The following is a 14,921-nucleotide window of genomic DNA, read 5'->3' as shown; positions in this document are numbered from 1 at the left end:
TCCCAGTGGCCACGATCTGGCGACGCAAGATCTTTGAGGTCGTTCCCACCGGTGGACGACGCTCCGTCCGTTATGTCTCCCCTTGGGACAGGTATGTTGCGCTCGCCAGTCAGATACGGTCGGCTATTTCACAACTTCCATGACGGCAAAGGAGTTTGTCTGAAGGATGCCCGGCAGCTTGTTGATCTTTTCGCCCAGAACTTTGCGAAAGTGCGAAATGTCTTGCGTGCGGACCGTCAGCAAATAATCGAACGATCCCGCGACCATCAAACAGCTTTCAATCTCGGGCACCAGCGCGACGGCGTCGTTGAAGTCATCCAGTGAATTGTCTCCGGCGGTCGCCGAAAGCGATACCTGCACGACAGTAAGGTGCCCCAGACCCATCTTCATCATGTCGAGAACAGCACGATATCCGCGAATGTAGCCGGATTTTTCAAGCCGCTTGACGCGCTCTGAGCAAGGTGTGTTCGTCAGGTTTACCCGCGCCGCCAGATCCACGATCGAGAGGCGTCCATCGGCTTCAAGCTCTTTCAAGATCCTCTCATCAATCCGATCCAGAATCCTGCGCATTGGTTATTTTTCCTGCAAAACTGCTATCAATCGGCAAGTATACCCAAAATAATGCGTATAAAATGACCTATGTCTAGAGATTATCACCAATACTGATGGCAGGTATCGGGAATCCCCCCATAAGTTGAAAATGCCTTGCATGGGCGACAATTGGTCGCCAACACTAAAAAATTACATCCAGAACGGAGGATAAGATGACAGTCAAAATTGTCATTGGACTAGACGGGACAGACACCGGCGAACGGGCTCTTGCATTCGCAAAGGACCTGGCCTCGAGGATGGAAGCGTGCGAACTGCTCGCCGTTTACATCATAGAATGGTCGCCTTTTACCTTTCAGACAGCCGAAGAAAACGAGCAACGCCACAAGCGGCGGGAAGAGGAGATCAACCTCGCGCGGACGCGAATCGTCGACCCAGCCGTTGCCGCTCTCAAAGCGGCGGGTTTCAACGCCAGCGGTCTGGTGCGGCACGGCGATGTGGCCGAAACGTTGAACAAACTCACGGTCGAGAACGGCGGCTCTCAGATCATTGTCGGGCGGACGTCAGCGGATGGATTTACCAAACGCATCTTTGGCAGCGCCACGCAAAATCTGGTGATGCACGCAGACGTGCCAGTCACGGTTGTCGGATAGGAGCATAAACATGAAAAACATTTCAAAACTCTGGCTTCTTGCCATGGCAGCCGCGATGACGGCAGGCCCGCTTGCCGCGCAAGAAGCGGTAAGCATCGATCAAAGGGTCAACGAAGTCTTTGCGAATGTCACCGGGCCATTTGTCAGTCTTATCTTCGCGCCCTTTCCGGGCACGAGCTTTCCCTGGATTGTCATGTGGCTGGTCATTGCCGCGAGCGTTTTCACGGTCTACTTCGGTTTTGTTCAGTTCCGTTTTTTCAAACACTCAATCCAATTGGTCAAAGGGGACTACTCCGACCCGAATGATGCCGGCGAGGTGAGCCACTTTCAGGCGCTTGCCACAGCGCTTTCGGGGACTGTCGGGCTCGGGAACATCGCGGGCGTTGCCGTGGCTGTCGGCATTGGTGGGCCAGGGGCCACATTCTGGATGATCCTTGCCGGACTTCTGGGCATGGCGTCCAAATTCACCGAATGTACGCTGGGCGTGAAATACCGCAACGAATACCCGGATGGCACCGTTTCAGGTGGTCCGATGTACTACATCTCCAAGGGCTTTGACGAACTGGGCCTGCCGGGTGGCAAGATCCTGGCCGTCTTGTTTTCGGTCTTTTGTATTCTGGGCGCACTCGGCGGGGGCAACATGTTCCAAGCCAACCAGGCGCATGCTCAGATTACCCAGATCACCGGCGAGTTTCCCGGCTGGATTACCGGGATTATCTTTGCAGGCGTCGTTTTCGCCGTCATCGTCGGCGGGATCAAATCCATCGCCAACGTGACTGAAAAAATCGTGCCATTCATGGGCATCCTCTATGTCGGTGCCGCGTTGGTCATCCTGCTGGTGAACTATGACATGATCGGCTGGGCATTCGGTCAGATCTTTGCCGGAGCGTTCACGGGCCTCGGTGTCGCGGGTGGTTTCGTCGGGGCTCTGATCCAGGGCTTCAAACGGGCTGCGTTCTCGAACGAGGCGGGCGTCGGTTCTGCGGCAATCGCGCACTCTGCGGTGAAAACCAAAGAGCCTATTACCGAAGGGTTTGTGTCCTTGCTGGAGCCGCTGATCGACACCGTCGTCATCTGTACGATGACCGCTCTGGTGATCGTAATCTCCCAGCAGCTCATCATTGATCCCGTAACCGGCAATTACTTGCTGAACGAGTCTGCCACAGCCATTGCGACGGTCGACGGCAATTCCGGTGTGTCACTGACATCCGCAGCCTTTGCGTCCGGCATCAGCTGGTTCCCCTATGTGCTGGCGATTGCGGTGGTTCTGTTCGCTTTCTCGACCATGATCTCCTGGAGCTATTATGGCCTCAAGGCGTGGACGTATCTCTTTGGCGAAGGCAAGACGAAAGAGCTCGTGTTCAAGATCATCTTCTGCGTCTTCATCGTCATCGGTGCGGCCGCCAGTCTTGGCCCGGTTATCGACTTCTCCGATGCTGCGATCTTTGCCATGGCCGTGGTGAACATCTTCTGCCTCTACTTCCTGATGAAGGTGGTCAAGACAGAGCTCTTCTCCTACGCCTCACGTCTGAAGTCGGGCGAGATCAAGAAGTTCAGTCACTAAACAAAAAGCTCCGACGCAATCCTGTTGCGTCGGAGCATCCACACTGTGGGTCACCCGGTAATGCCGGGCCGCAGACAGGCGCACATGCCGATCAGGTCATCATCGATTGCCCGTCGCACATCACCCCCCGGCCAGACGGCGCATCAAAAACACCTCTGCCCCCTCGGGAATGCGTTGCGACCAGTCGTTGCGATAGATGACACCATCAATCACCACCGCCACCTCGTTTTTGATCGGCCCGCTCAGCGCGGGGTAACGCTCTTGCAGCTTGCGCAACAACTCGCGGATTGTGTCTGCCTCGATCGACAGCGTCTTTTGATCATCCGCAAGCGGGACGAGGCCACCCCAAAGGGTGACGTCAACCATTTCAATCCCGCTCCGCATTCAAGGCCGCAAGGATGCGCGGCGGCGACATCGGGATATGCGACATGCGCACGCCGACCGCGTTCGACACCGCGTTGGCCGTTGCCGCAAGAGGGGGCACAATCGACGTCTCGCCCACACCGCGCACACCGTAGGGGTGGTTCGGATTTGGAATCTCAAGGATTTGCGTGTCGATCATCGGCAGGTCCGAACAAACCGGGATCCTGTAGTCAAGGAACCCCGAATTCTGCAGGCGTCCATCAGCGCCGTAGATGTATTCTTCGTTCAGCGCCCAACCGATGCCCTGCGCGGCGCCGCCCTGATACTGACCCTCCACATAAGATGGATGCACGGCCTTGCCCGCGTCCTGAATCACGGTGTAGCGGATGATGCTGGTGGCACCTGTCTCCGGATCCACTTCGACGTCGCAGATATGCGTGGCAAAGGACACGCCGGCCCCGTCTGCCACCAACTCGCTGTGACCTGCAATCGGTCCACCGGTATTGCCGGACTCAGCCGCGATATCCCTGACCGAAAGCGGCGATAGGTTGCCGTATTTCGTGCCCGCCGCCTTGGCGTGGCCGTCTTCCCAATAGACGTCCTCGACCGGGATATCCCAGGTCAATGCTGCCCGCGCGCGCATGATGGCGATGGCGTTCCGAGCCGCCGAGATGGTCGCCATGGACGACGAAAACGTGCCCCGGCTGCCGTCGGTCATATCGTTGTAGCCCAGCGTCGCAGTATCGGCGACAACGGCTTTGACGTCCTTGTAGTCGATGCCCAGTTCTTCGGCAGCAATCAGTGACAGGGACGCGCGCGACCCGCCCACATCAACGGTCCCTACGGCCAGCGCCACGGTACCATCGGCGTTCACGTTCAGGTCGGAACAGGTCTGGCCGCCAAAGTTGAACCAGAAACCACAGGCCATGCCCCTGCCCTGATTTTTGCCCAAAGGGGCGCTCATGTGCGGATGTGATTGTGCGGCTTCAAGCGTCGGTCCAATACCGATGGGCCCATAAACGGGCCCGTAGGACGATTTCGTCCCTTCGCGCGCCGCGTTCTTGATGCGCAGTTCGACGGCATTCACGCCCAGTTTCTGCGCCAACTCGTCAATGGCGCTTTCGACCGCAAAGGCCGCCATGGGCGCGGACGGGGCGCGATAGGCCGCCACCTTGGGCCGGTTCACAATGACCTCGAAGCCAACCGTCTTGACGTTTTCCAGATCGTAGCAGGCGAAGGACGTCATGGCTCCCAACTCGGCCCACATGCCCGGATAGGGGCCGCTGCTATAGCGCAATGTCGCCATTGCGGCTGTAATCTTGCCGTCCGCCTTTGCGCCGATTTTGACGTCAATCGATGTGGCACTTGTGGGCCCGGATGCACGAAACACCTCGTCCCGCGACATCACCAGCTTGACCGGCCGACCCGCCTTGCGCGACAGGGCCAAGGCCACAGGCTCGGCCCAGACATGGGTCTTGCCGCCAAAACCGCCGCCGATTTCGGATGACGTGACCCGCAACTTTGACACTTCGAGACCCAAAAGGTCCGCGCAGTTCTGGCGAAAGACAAAATGCCCTTGGGTGCACACCCACAATTCAGCGGTGCCGTCCGGGTTGCAACTGGCCACGCAGGCATGCGGCTCAATATAGCCTTGATGGGTCTGTTCGGTCTTGTAGCTGCGCTCGACGATGAAGTCGGCCTCAGCAAATCCCGCATCGACATCACCGTGGCCGAATTCGGCGCGGTTCGCGACGTTGGATGGCGTGTCAGGCTTGGGATCGACACCGCCGGTAAACAGTTCGTCGTTCAGGATCGGGGCGTCAGCGACCATCGCCGCATCGACATCGACTACATGCGGCAAGATTTCGTATTCGACTTCGATCAGCTTGAGCGCCTGCTTCGCCGTCCTTTCGTCAATCGCCGCCACCGCTGCGACCGCGTGCCCGTCATAAAGCGCCTTGGTGCGGGCCATGCAGTTATCAAGCACTGCAAACAGTTCCGCATCCCCGTTGGTCAGGTCCGGCAGGTCGGCGGCGGTCACCACCGCCTTGACGCCTTTCAGTGCTTCGGCAGCACCTGTATCCATGCGCACGATCCGGGCATGGGCGTGGGGGCTGCGGAGCACGCGCGCCACAAGCTGGCCTGGCATGTTGAAGTCTGCACCATAGCGTGCGCGCCCGGTGACCTTGTCCACCCCATCGGGGCGCAAGGGACGCGTGCCAACGGATTTCAGCTTTTGGCTCTGATAGGCTGCATCGAAACTCATGCTGCTTCTCCTCTCATCTCTGCGGCGGCGGCCTGAACGGCGCGCACGATCTTGTCATAGCCGGTGCAGCGGCACAGGTTGCCCGCCAGCCAGAACCTGATCTCTTCCTCGGTGGGCTCCGGGTTCACATCAAGCAGCGCCTTGGCTGCCATCAGAAAGCCGGGCGTACAAATACCACATTGCAGGGCTGCATGTTCAATGAATTTGGTCTGAAGCGGATGCAACTCGCTGCCGTTCGCCATGCCTTCGATTGTTTCGATGCTGCGACCCTGCGCTTCGGCTCCGAGCACCAGACAAGAACAGACAACACGACCATCCATGATGGTGCTACACGCCCCGCAATCCCCCGTCCCGCAGCCTTCCTTCGAGCCCATCAGGCCCAACCGGTTGCGCAAGACGTCGAGCAGGGTTTCATCCGCCTGACACAGGTATTCGACGTCGTCGCCGTTGATGGTGGTGGATACAGCTATCGAACTCATTGGCTTCCTCCTGCCCGCTCAAAGGCGATGAGGGCCGCACGGCGGGCCAACACGCCTGCAACCTGTTTTCTGAAATCTACCGTGCCCCGCTTGTCATCAATCGGCGTGCTGGCCGCAGAACACGCAGCCGCCAGAGCCTCAAGCGCCGCGTCCTCCAATTTGGTGCCCACAAGTGTTTCAGCAGCCTCCGGGCAAAGCATGACCGTGGGACCAACTGCGCCCAACGCGACACGAACCGACGCAACGGCGCCGTCATCGTTCAGCGCCAGACAGACACCGACACCCACAACCGCAATGTCCATTTCGGTGCGCGGAATGAACCGAAGATAGGCATCGCCGGAACGGTCCGTGGGTTTGGCAAGCACGATCGCTTCGATGATTTCCCCTTTGGCCAGGGATGTCTTGCCCGGTCCGGTCGGAATGTCTTCTACGGCGACGGTGCGAATTCCATCGGGCCCCGCGATCCGGGCCTGTGCGTTGGCGGCAACCAGTGCGGGCACGCTGTCGGCCGCGGGTGACGCGTTGCACAGGTTGCCCGCAACGGTACAGCGCCCCTGGATTTGCGTGGAGCCGATCAGATTGGCAGCCTCCACAACACCCGGCCAAGCGGCGCAAAGCGCTTCATGCTCACCAAGGGCGGCGCAAGGGACCGCAGCCCCGATGACAAAGCTGTCATCGGTCTCAACAACATCCGCCATTCCCGCGATGGACTTGATATCGACGACAAGTTCGGCCTCGAAATCATCGTTTTGCATTTTCACCAGCAGATCCGTTCCACCAGCCAGTACGAAGGCACTGTCGCTCGCTTGCGCCAGCAATGCCGTTGCATCCATAATCGTTTCGGGTCTCTCATAGCGCATCGGATACATCCTTCTTGTCAGCTCGGGGTTACGGGCTTTGCCTACGACCATCGAACCATCGGTTACTTCGGGGTGCTGTCGCAAGTCCATAACACAGAAATCTTTTGCGCAGTTTTGCGGCACTGTCGACACCCAAGCCCATTATTCTGCCCGGACGCGGCGCACAGAACGAGGCCGCATCGCCAAAGCTGTCTTGCGCCACCCGGTGCCAGTCGCTACGCCACTCCCATGAAACCAATCCGCCTCATGTCCGGCTTTCTGACCGTCGGGTTCTGGACCCTGGCCTCGCGCATTCTGGGTTTTGTTCGCGAGATCATGCTGCTGTCGCTGATCGGGCCGGGCCCGGTGATGGATGCCTTTGTGGCCGCATTCCGCTTGCCCAACATGTTCCGCCGTTTTTTCGCCGAGGGCGCGTTCAACGCGGCATTCGTTCCAATGTTTTCGTCCAAGCTTGAGGGGGACGAGGATGCCGCGAAATTTGGCCATGATGCCCTGAACCTGCTGGCACTGGCGACACTCGCGTTGACCGGTCTTGCCCTTGTTTTCATGCCGACGCTGGTCTGGGCCACGGCGGGCGGGTTTGACCCTGCGCGTTTCGACATGACCGTCGCGTTCGGGCGGATTATGTTTCCGTATATCTTTTTCATGTCCCTCTCGGCCCTGTTTTCCGGAGTTTTGAACGCCACGGGTCGCTTTGCAGCGGCCGCGGCGGCGCCCGTTTTGCTCAATATATTCGTCATCACGGCCATGGCACTGGCGTGGGCAACGGGCGGAACCATCATCACCTGGCTGATCTGGACCATCCCGCTTGCCGGTGTCGCGCAACTGACGCTCACCTGGCGCGCGGCGGCACATGCCGGTTTTGCACTGGGTTTTGGCTTGCCCAAGTGGACACCGGATATGGCGCAAATGCTGCGCACGGCGGTGCCCGCAGCTTTGGCCACGGGTGTCATGCAGATCAATCTGGTGGTTGGCCAGCTTGTCGCCAGCCAATACGACAGCGCGGTCAGTTGGCTGTTTGCCGCGGACAGGTTGTACCAACTGCCACTGGGCGTCGTGGGGATCGCAGTCGGTATCGTGCTGTTGCCCGACCTGTCACGCCGCCTCAAGGCGGAAGATTTCGAAGGCGCGCGCCACGCCTATTCCCGCGCGACCGAGTTTTCCATGGCGCTGACCATCCCCTCGGCTATCGCTCTGATGATCGTGCCGCTGCCGCTGGTCTCTGTGCTCTTCGAACGGGGACAGACCGGCACTGATGATGTGGCCTCGATTGCCGTCGCCGTATCGATCTATGGGCTCGGGCTTCCGGCCTTCGTTTTGCAAAAGGTCCTGCAGCCGCAATATTTTGCGCGCGGCGATACCCGCCGTCCCTTTCGGTATGCGGTGGTGTCGATGGCGATCAATGCGGGCATCGCCGTGGGGCTCGCCCCGGTTGTCGGTTGGATCGCGCCCGCGATTGCGACGACGGTTGCAGGATGGGCGATGCTGGCGCAGCTTTACTGGGGTGTGCGTGGGATGGGAGATGCCACAAAGGTCGACACCCGGTACCGCCGCCGCTTGCCCCGGATCCTGATATCCGCTGCCGTCATGGGGGCCGCAATGTGGATGGCTGCTGTCCTGCTGGCCACAGCGCTGGGCGCACCTTATATGCGCTATGTCGCCCTACTGATCCTGATCACTGTCGGTGTCGTCAGTTACTTTGGGATGGCCCATGTCACCGGTGCGTTGCGCATGTCCGAAATCCGTCAGGCCACCCACCGCTAACGACGGCGCAATGCCGACAACACACGCGCCATGCCCCCCGGCATGACAAAGGCGGACAGCGCAAAGCCGGCGACAAAGCCGGCCAGTTCGGCCACCCAAGTGTACCCAACGTCGAAAAAGATGCCGAATACCAGTTGAATGCCCATCAGGAACCCGATGAGCATAAAGGCCTGCCCCTGCGGACCGCCGATCGCTGCAAGCCTTTGCCACGTCAGAAACGTGTACGCACCGATCAGGCCATAGACACTTGGATAAGCCCCGAACATCCAGGCCTGACTGGTGAACAGGCCGAATATCAGAGCGCCGAAAATACCGCTGAGCACAAAGATCAGAACGACGGCCCAACCGCCCATGATCTCGCCGGTCATCTTGCCCATCGCCAACAGGAGGACGCCCGCAAATAACATCGACGTAAAGCTGCCATGTACAAACGGATACGTCACAAAGCGCAGCACTTGTTCGGGCAAGAGAAGACCGTTCTGCACCATGAAATCGAAAGCCTGCCCCGAGAATCCGTAATCATTGATCGCGGCCAGCCGCCAGCCGACGGCACCGGGGCCACCGATCAGGCCCGCTTCGCCCAGACTGAACAGGGCTTCGACCCCCGCGATCATCAGGAACAGCCCCCAAACGGGTGCGGGCATTGAGTTGAATGGGCTTGGATCATCCGAATGAGACATGGTCGGGCCTTCTTGACGCTACTGATCCACATGGGTAAGCCAGCGACGCAGATTTGCCCAGAGGTTCAAATGTCCGAAACACCAAATGATGTGCGTGCCGCCGGCGCGACGTTCAAGCCCCGCGTCTTTTCCGGCATTAAGCCATCGGGTGGATTGACCCTCGGCAACTACCTCGGTGCGATAAAGCGATTTGTCAGCATGCAGGACGAAGCGTTCGAGACGATCTATTGCATGGTCGATCTGCACGCGATCACGGTCTGGCAGGACCCTGCCGCGCTGCGCCACAACACCCGCGAACTGGCGGCGGGTTTCATTGCCAGCGGCATCAGCCCGGAAAAGTCGATCCTGATCAATCAGAGCCAGGTGCCGGAACACGCACAACTGGGCTGGATTTTGAGCTGTATCGCCCGTATGGGCTGGATGCAGCGCATGACGCAATTCAAGGACAAGGCTGGCAAGAATGCGCAGAACGCATCGCTGGGACTGTTTGGCTATCCTGCGCTGATGGCAGCGGATATCCTTGTCTATCACGCGACCCATGTGCCCGTGGGCGAGGATCAGAAGCAGCATCTTGAGTTGACACGGGACATCGCGGCCAAGTTCAACCATGACTACGGCGTCGATTTCTTTCCGATGACCGAGCCGGTGATCGAAGGGGCGGCGACGCGGGTCATGTCGCTGCGCGATGGCTCCAAGAAAATGTCGAAGTCCGATCCATCGGATGCGTCGCGGATCAACATGACCGACGATGCCGACACAATCGCCAAAAAGATTCGCAAGGCCAAGACCGACCCGGATGCCCTGCCCTCCGAAGCCAAAGGGTTGGAATCGCGCCCCGAAGCCCGCAATTTGGTCAATATCTATGCGGCTTTGGCCGACATGTCCGTTGATCAGGTGCTTGCCGCGCATGGCGGTGCCCAATTCGGGACGTTCAAGCCCGCGCTGGCCGATCTCGCCGTGGACAAGCTTGCGCCGATCTCGGGCGAAATGGCGCGGTTGATGGACGACCCCGCAGAGATCGACCGGATTCTGGCCCACGGGGCAACACAGGCGCGCGAAATTACAACCCCAATCCTGAAAAAGACCTACGAAATCGTTGGAATGGTGGGCAATTAAGCGCACAACAAGGCATTCTGCGTTTTTTGTGCGAGGCTTGGAGGCATTCCTGACGGCGCGGTCCGGCGGGGGAATAGCAGTGCCGCGTGGCCGCCTTCCGTTGTGGTACGAACTTAGACTTCTTAGCCTGTTTTCAGGCGGATGCGTCCTCAGTTCTTCCTTCAGATCCACTTTTGCCTTCCCGAACGTGTCACATAAGACAGGACCTCTGCGCCCCGATATGCTATGTTAAGAAAGGACTGGCAAAAGACGTACTCTAACTTATGATTGCAAAATCAAAGGTTGAGCCAAACGGAATTGAGGGCAGCAATGAACACCAAATTGAAATCGACAGTCCTCGCAGGTTGCCTGGCTCTGACCTCTGTGAGCCATGCATTTGCCCAGGACGTGCCCGCTGAGCCGAACGCGCCGCAACCCGCGTTGACCACGACGGATCGCTGGACGTTTTCTGGGGCTGTTTACGGGTGGTTGTCGGGCATTGACTCGACAACGCAGTCCGGGGACAGCGTTGAAATCACCTTTTCCGACATCATCGACAATTTGGACATGGTGTTCATGGGAGGACTGGCCGCAGAAAAAGGCAAATGGACACTGTTTTCGGACCTGATCTACCTGGATCAGGGAACGACGAACAGAACAACGGCGAATGTCATCGGCGTTCCGGCCAAGGTTAAGACCAAAATTAACCTGAAGTCCTGGATCAATACGACCGGCGCCGGGTATTCGGCGTTCGACAACGGATCAACCCAGATCTCCGGCCTTGCCGGGTTCCGGTATCTGAGGCTCAAGACTGATCTTGATTTCGACATTGGACCGGCGGGGCGGAAACTCAGCGGAACCGATAATTTCTTTGATGGGATCGTCGGGTTTCGTGGCAAGACAAATATCAATGAAAACTGGTATTTGACTTATTATGCCGATGTTGGCACCGGGCAGAGCGATTTGACCTATCAGTTGTTTGCAGGTGTGAACTATCGCTTCAAGAAGTGGGATGCGGTTGTTGGCTACCGATATATGGATTGGGATCTGGGCAACGACGCCGCATTGTCAGACCTCACGGTCAAAGGCCCCTTGATCGGTGCGCGCTTCCGGTTCTGAAACCACGTCTGGATTGACGTTGTAACGCCGGACGGGGATTTCCATCAGCCCATCCCTTTTGCAGGGCTGACGACATATTTGCACGATCACTGCGCGCTTATATGCATTTGCGTTGACTTCAACACACTGCATTTTGGAACGACATTCTGTGAGAAGGAAAAACAGATGAGCGCCAAAGTGCCCGCTGAAACCCGCGTTGGTCATATTCACCTCAAGGTTTCCGACCTTGAGCGTGCGATTCATTTTTACGGCGACGTGCTTGGTTTTTCCCTCACCCAACGCTACGGCGATCAAGCGGCGTTTCTGGCGGCGGGAGACTATCATCATCACATTGGCCTGAACACGTGGCATTCCAAAGATGCAGGCCCCGCCCTGGAGCGGGCGCCGGGCCTCTATCACAGTGCGTTTCTGTTTCCTGACCGTGCGTCCCTTGGTGCGGCGTTGCAGCGGGTTCTGGATCACGGCACCCCGCTTGACGGGGCCGCAGATCATGGGGTGTCCGAAGCGGTTTACTTTCGCGATCCGGATGGAAACGGTGTGGAGCTTTACTGTGATCATGACGCCAAGGACTGGCCGCGCAATGCCGATGGCACCCTTGCGATGGTGAATGTGCCGCTGGATGTTCCGACACTTTTGGCGGAAGCGTTGTCGACGCAGTGATCCCGCACCTCACGCTTTGACAACGGCGTCGCGGCTATTTGCCGGATCAAAGCTCTGATGCAGGACACCATTTGACCAATGTTTTGAGACCTCAAAAAATCGCAGCCGTCGCGCCGCATCACGTTGCACCCGCCTGTCAAAACCGCTTTGGTAGACGAAACGAAAGGGCAGATGATGAGCACAGGTTTTTATTGGGATGAACGGACGTTCTGGCATGCAGGCGGCAATTATACGTACACGCTGCCCATCGGCGGATTGGTCCAGCCCCTCGCCGCAGGGGGATTGCCAGAAAATCCTGAAACAAAGCGCCGTCTCAAGAACCTGATGGATGTCACCGGCTTGATGCACGACCTTGCCGTGTCCTCGGCCCCACCCGCGACTTACGAACAGTTGCTGCGCATCCATCCCGACTATTATCTGAAAGAATTCAAATCCCTGTCGGATTCAGGTGGCGGAGAGTTGGGCCGTCGCACGCCCTTCGCCGCGGGTGGCTACGAACTGTGCACCCTGTCCGCCGGTTTGGCGGTCGCCGCCGTCGAGGCGGTGCTGGACGGCACACATGCCAACGCCTATGCGCTCAGCCGCCCGCCCGGTCACCATTGCCTGCCTGATTTTCCCAACGGGTTCTGCCTGCTCGCCAATATCGCGATCGCGATCGAAGCCGCCCAGGCCACACGCCCGGATCTGAAGGTCGCGGTGTTGGATTGGGACGTGCATCACGGCAACGGAACCGAAGCGATCTACTATGACCGCGACGACGTCCTGGCGATTTCCTTTCATCAGGACGGGAACTATCCGCTTGATACGGGCGATTTGGCGGACCGTGGCAAGGGACCGGGCGATGGGCTCAACATCAATTTGCCACTGCCTGCGGGTACGGGGCACAGTGCCTATCTGCACGCCATCGATCGTGTCGCAATCCCGGCCATCGACACCTTCAAACCCGACTTGATCATCGTGGCCTGCGGCTATGACGCCAGTGCCATTGATCCAATGGGGCGCATGCTGGCCACCGCCGACACCTTCCGCCAGATGACGTCAAAGATCAAAGACCTCGCCGCGCGCCTGTGCGACGGCAAACTGGTCCTTGTCCACGAAGGCGGCTATTCCGAACCTTACGTGCCATTTTGCGGTCACGCGGCGATCGAAGCCTTGTCCGGCAGCGCCATCACGGCCCCCGATCCGTTTGAAAAGACCTTTGAGGTGCGCCAGCCCGGTCCCCGCTTTGATGCGTTTCTGAAGGGCGAAATCGATCGCATGGCCCAAATTTTAGGGCTCTGACCCCTTGTATTCAAACCTCGATCCCCCGACATGGGGGGAGATATGTAAAAAGGCGTAACATATGCCCACACCGAACCCCGAAGCGCTCGCATTCATGCTCTCACGGCGCTCGCGCCCGGCCAAGACGCTGTCAGGCCCTGCGCCCACCCGCGCCGAGTTGGAACCGTTATTGACGGCTGCGGCACGTACGCCCGATCATGGCAAACTTGAGCCCTGGCGGTTTGTGGTTATCGAAAAAGGGGCCATGCCGCGCCTCGCCGAAACGGCGGCGGCACGCGGCGCGGCTCTCGGCCTTGATGCCGAACAGATCACGAAAGGGCGTGCGCAGTTTGATCAGGGGCTGCTTGCCGTGGCCGTGATCGAAGTTCAGAAGCCATCCGAAAAGATCCCGGCCATAGAACAGTCCTATTCCGCAGGCGCCGTTTGCCTGGCCTTGCTCAACGCCGCACTTGCCGCAGGATGGGGCGCCAACTGGCTCAGCGGATGGCCCAGCCATGACCGTGGGTTCATGACCGCAGCGCTCGGTCTTGCGGATCACGAACGTATCGCGGGCTTTGTCCATATTGCCACCGAAACCAACGCGCCCCCGGAACGGCCGCGCCCCGATCTGAAGGCCATCACAGACTGGGTCGAAACATGATCCTCACGTCGTTCTTCGCGGCGTTGGGCCAGATCGGCGATCCACGTTTTCGCGGCGTTCTGCTGCGCGGGATCGCGCTGACCATTGCCCTGCTGATCGGGGCGACAACCGGATTTGTCTGGCTCATTGGTACCTTGACCGCCGACAGCACCACGATCCCATGGGTGGGCGAAGTCACTTGGCTCGACGATATCGTCAGTTGGGGGTCGTTCTTTTTATTCTTTGGTTTGTCGATCTTTTTGATGATGCCAGTCGCATCGGCCATTACATCCATGTTCCTCGATGAAGTGGCGCAGGCCGTCGAAGACAAACATTATCCCAATTTACCGCCCGCCCATAACGTGCCCTTTGGCGACGCCGTGGTTGATACGCTCAACTTTCTTGGTGTGCTGGTGGTGGCCAACCTTTTGGCTTTGATCCTGTATGTCTTGTTCCCGCCAGCGGCCCTATTCATATTCTGGGCGCTGAACGGACTCTTGCTCGGGCGGGAATACTTTACCCTTGCCGCCATGCGCAGGATGAGCCGAAGTGAGGCGAAAGACCTACGCAAGGCCAATTCCGGCACCATCTGGCTGGCAGGCACGCTGATGGCCATTCCGCTCTCGGTCCCGCTGATCAACTTGCTGATTCCGATCATCGGGGCGGCCACGTTCACCCATATTTTTCACAAGCTCACAGGGGCGGCAGAGCGCGGTCAAACCAGTTCATATCGCTGAGACTGATCCAGCCAGACAGGATGATCCCCGCGATGATAACCCAGAGTACGGCTGCCACCGCCGTTACGATCCACGCCTTGCGCTTGAGGTTATGCACCTGAGGCGCACCCGCATGTGTGCCCGGTTCGATCTGTCCCAGATCGCCCTGAGTCTGCACCTTGATCGGCAGCGAAATCAGGAAACACATCCACCAGATCACGGCATAGAGCACGAGGGCTGAGGTAATGCCCAT

General features: G+C 58.7%; 16 protein-coding genes. 9 read left to right on the top strand and 7 right to left on the bottom strand.

Features of this window, described 5'->3' with window-relative positions:
- Positions 1 to 123: 123 nt before the first annotated feature.
- Positions 124 to 570: an Lrp/AsnC family transcriptional regulator gene (locus LC354_RS07580; RefSeq protein WP_223422579.1), complete on the bottom strand. Its 447-nt coding sequence runs from the start codon at positions 568 to 570 to the stop codon at positions 124 to 126.
- A gap of 194 nt (positions 571 to 764) precedes the next feature.
- On the opposite strand from LC354_RS07580, the gene LC354_RS07575 reads away from it, so the two are divergent.
- A complete protein-coding gene (locus LC354_RS07575; protein WP_223422577.1) occupies positions 765 to 1,202 on the top strand; it encodes a universal stress protein in 438 nt (145 codons plus the stop codon).
- Positions 1,203 to 1,212: 10 nt separating this feature from the next.
- Positions 1,213 to 2,766 (top strand): alanine/glycine:cation symporter family protein, encoded by a 1,554-nt coding sequence (locus LC354_RS07570; protein ID WP_223422575.1) that lies wholly within the window; start codon positions 1,213 to 1,215, stop codon positions 2,764 to 2,766.
- Positions 2,767 to 2,886: 120 nt separating this feature from the next.
- Here LC354_RS07570 and LC354_RS07565 read toward each other — a convergent pair whose 3' ends face one another.
- The 4 genes from LC354_RS07565 to LC354_RS07550 are packed head-to-tail and all read right to left on the bottom strand — an operon-like array spanning position 2,887 to position 6,734.
- Positions 2,887 to 3,132, bottom strand: coding sequence for a MoaD/ThiS family protein (locus LC354_RS07565; RefSeq protein WP_223422573.1), 246 nt, complete (start codon positions 3,130 to 3,132; stop codon positions 2,887 to 2,889).
- 1 nt (position 3,133) lies between these two features.
- A complete protein-coding gene (locus LC354_RS07560) occupies positions 3,134 to 5,395 on the bottom strand; it encodes a xanthine dehydrogenase family protein molybdopterin-binding subunit (RefSeq protein ID WP_223422572.1) in 2,262 nt (753 codons plus the stop codon).
- Positions 5,392 to 5,874, bottom strand: coding sequence for a (2Fe-2S)-binding protein (locus tag LC354_RS07555; RefSeq protein WP_223422570.1), 483 nt, complete (start codon positions 5,872 to 5,874; stop codon positions 5,392 to 5,394). The genes LC354_RS07560 and LC354_RS07555 overlap by 4 nt, the downstream gene beginning before the upstream one ends.
- Positions 5,871 to 6,734 (bottom strand): FAD binding domain-containing protein, encoded by an 864-nt coding sequence (locus tag LC354_RS07550; RefSeq protein ID WP_223422568.1) that lies wholly within the window; start codon positions 6,732 to 6,734, stop codon positions 5,871 to 5,873. Before LC354_RS07550 ends, LC354_RS07555 begins: the two co-directional genes overlap by 4 nt.
- Before the next feature lie 228 nt (positions 6,735 to 6,962).
- Here LC354_RS07550 and murJ point away from each other — a divergent pair, with 228 nt between their 5' ends.
- Complete coding sequence (gene murJ / locus LC354_RS07545) at positions 6,963 to 8,498, top strand: murein biosynthesis integral membrane protein MurJ (protein WP_223422567.1); 1,536 nt, start codon at positions 6,963 to 6,965, stop codon at positions 8,496 to 8,498.
- Here the strand turns inward: murJ and LC354_RS07540 are convergent.
- Positions 8,495 to 9,178, bottom strand: coding sequence for a rhomboid family intramembrane serine protease (locus LC354_RS07540; protein WP_223422565.1), 684 nt, complete (start codon positions 9,176 to 9,178; stop codon positions 8,495 to 8,497). The genes murJ and LC354_RS07540 overlap by 4 nt on opposite strands.
- A 69-nt stretch (positions 9,179 to 9,247) precedes the next feature.
- Between LC354_RS07540 and trpS the strand changes: the two genes are divergently transcribed.
- The 6 genes from trpS (at position 9,248) to LC354_RS07510 (ending at position 14,689) form a co-directional block, all read left to right on the top strand.
- Positions 9,248 to 10,294 carry a tryptophan--tRNA ligase gene (gene trpS, locus LC354_RS07535; RefSeq protein ID WP_223422563.1) on the top strand — a complete coding sequence of 349 codons (1,047 nt, stop codon included), beginning with the start codon at positions 9,248 to 9,250 and terminating at the stop codon, positions 10,292 to 10,294.
- A 309-nt stretch (positions 10,295 to 10,603) separates the two neighbouring features.
- Complete coding sequence (locus LC354_RS07530) at positions 10,604 to 11,392, top strand: porin family protein (protein WP_223422561.1); 789 nt, start codon at positions 10,604 to 10,606, stop codon at positions 11,390 to 11,392.
- A gap of 165 nt (positions 11,393 to 11,557) precedes the next feature.
- On the top strand, positions 11,558 to 12,052 hold the full coding sequence (locus LC354_RS07525) for a VOC family protein (protein WP_223422559.1): 495 nt from the start codon (positions 11,558 to 11,560) through the stop codon (positions 12,050 to 12,052).
- A 174-nt stretch (positions 12,053 to 12,226) separates the two neighbouring features.
- Positions 12,227 to 13,333, top strand: coding sequence for a class II histone deacetylase (locus LC354_RS07520; RefSeq protein ID WP_223422558.1), 1,107 nt, complete (start codon positions 12,227 to 12,229; stop codon positions 13,331 to 13,333).
- A gap of 61 nt (positions 13,334 to 13,394) precedes the next feature.
- Entirely contained in the window at positions 13,395 to 13,973 is a 579-nt protein-coding gene (locus tag LC354_RS07515; RefSeq protein ID WP_223422556.1) for a nitroreductase family protein, read from the top strand.
- Positions 13,970 to 14,689: an EI24 domain-containing protein gene (locus LC354_RS07510; protein ID WP_223422554.1), complete on the top strand. Its 720-nt coding sequence runs from the start codon at positions 13,970 to 13,972 to the stop codon at positions 14,687 to 14,689. The genes LC354_RS07515 and LC354_RS07510 overlap by 4 nt, the downstream gene beginning before the upstream one ends.
- On the opposite strand, the gene LC354_RS07505 is transcribed toward LC354_RS07510, so the two are convergent.
- Positions 14,646 to 14,921, bottom strand: a complete 276-nt coding sequence (locus LC354_RS07505) for a DUF1467 family protein (protein WP_223422553.1) — start codon at positions 14,919 to 14,921, stop codon at positions 14,646 to 14,648. The two genes, LC354_RS07510 and LC354_RS07505, sit on opposite strands and share 44 nt — an antisense overlap.

The organism is Tateyamaria pelophila (assembly GCF_019966495.1).
Lineage (GTDB): Bacteria > Pseudomonadota > Alphaproteobacteria > Rhodobacterales > Rhodobacteraceae > Tateyamaria > Tateyamaria pelophila.
This window is presented reverse-complemented; position numbering and strand designations above follow the sequence as displayed.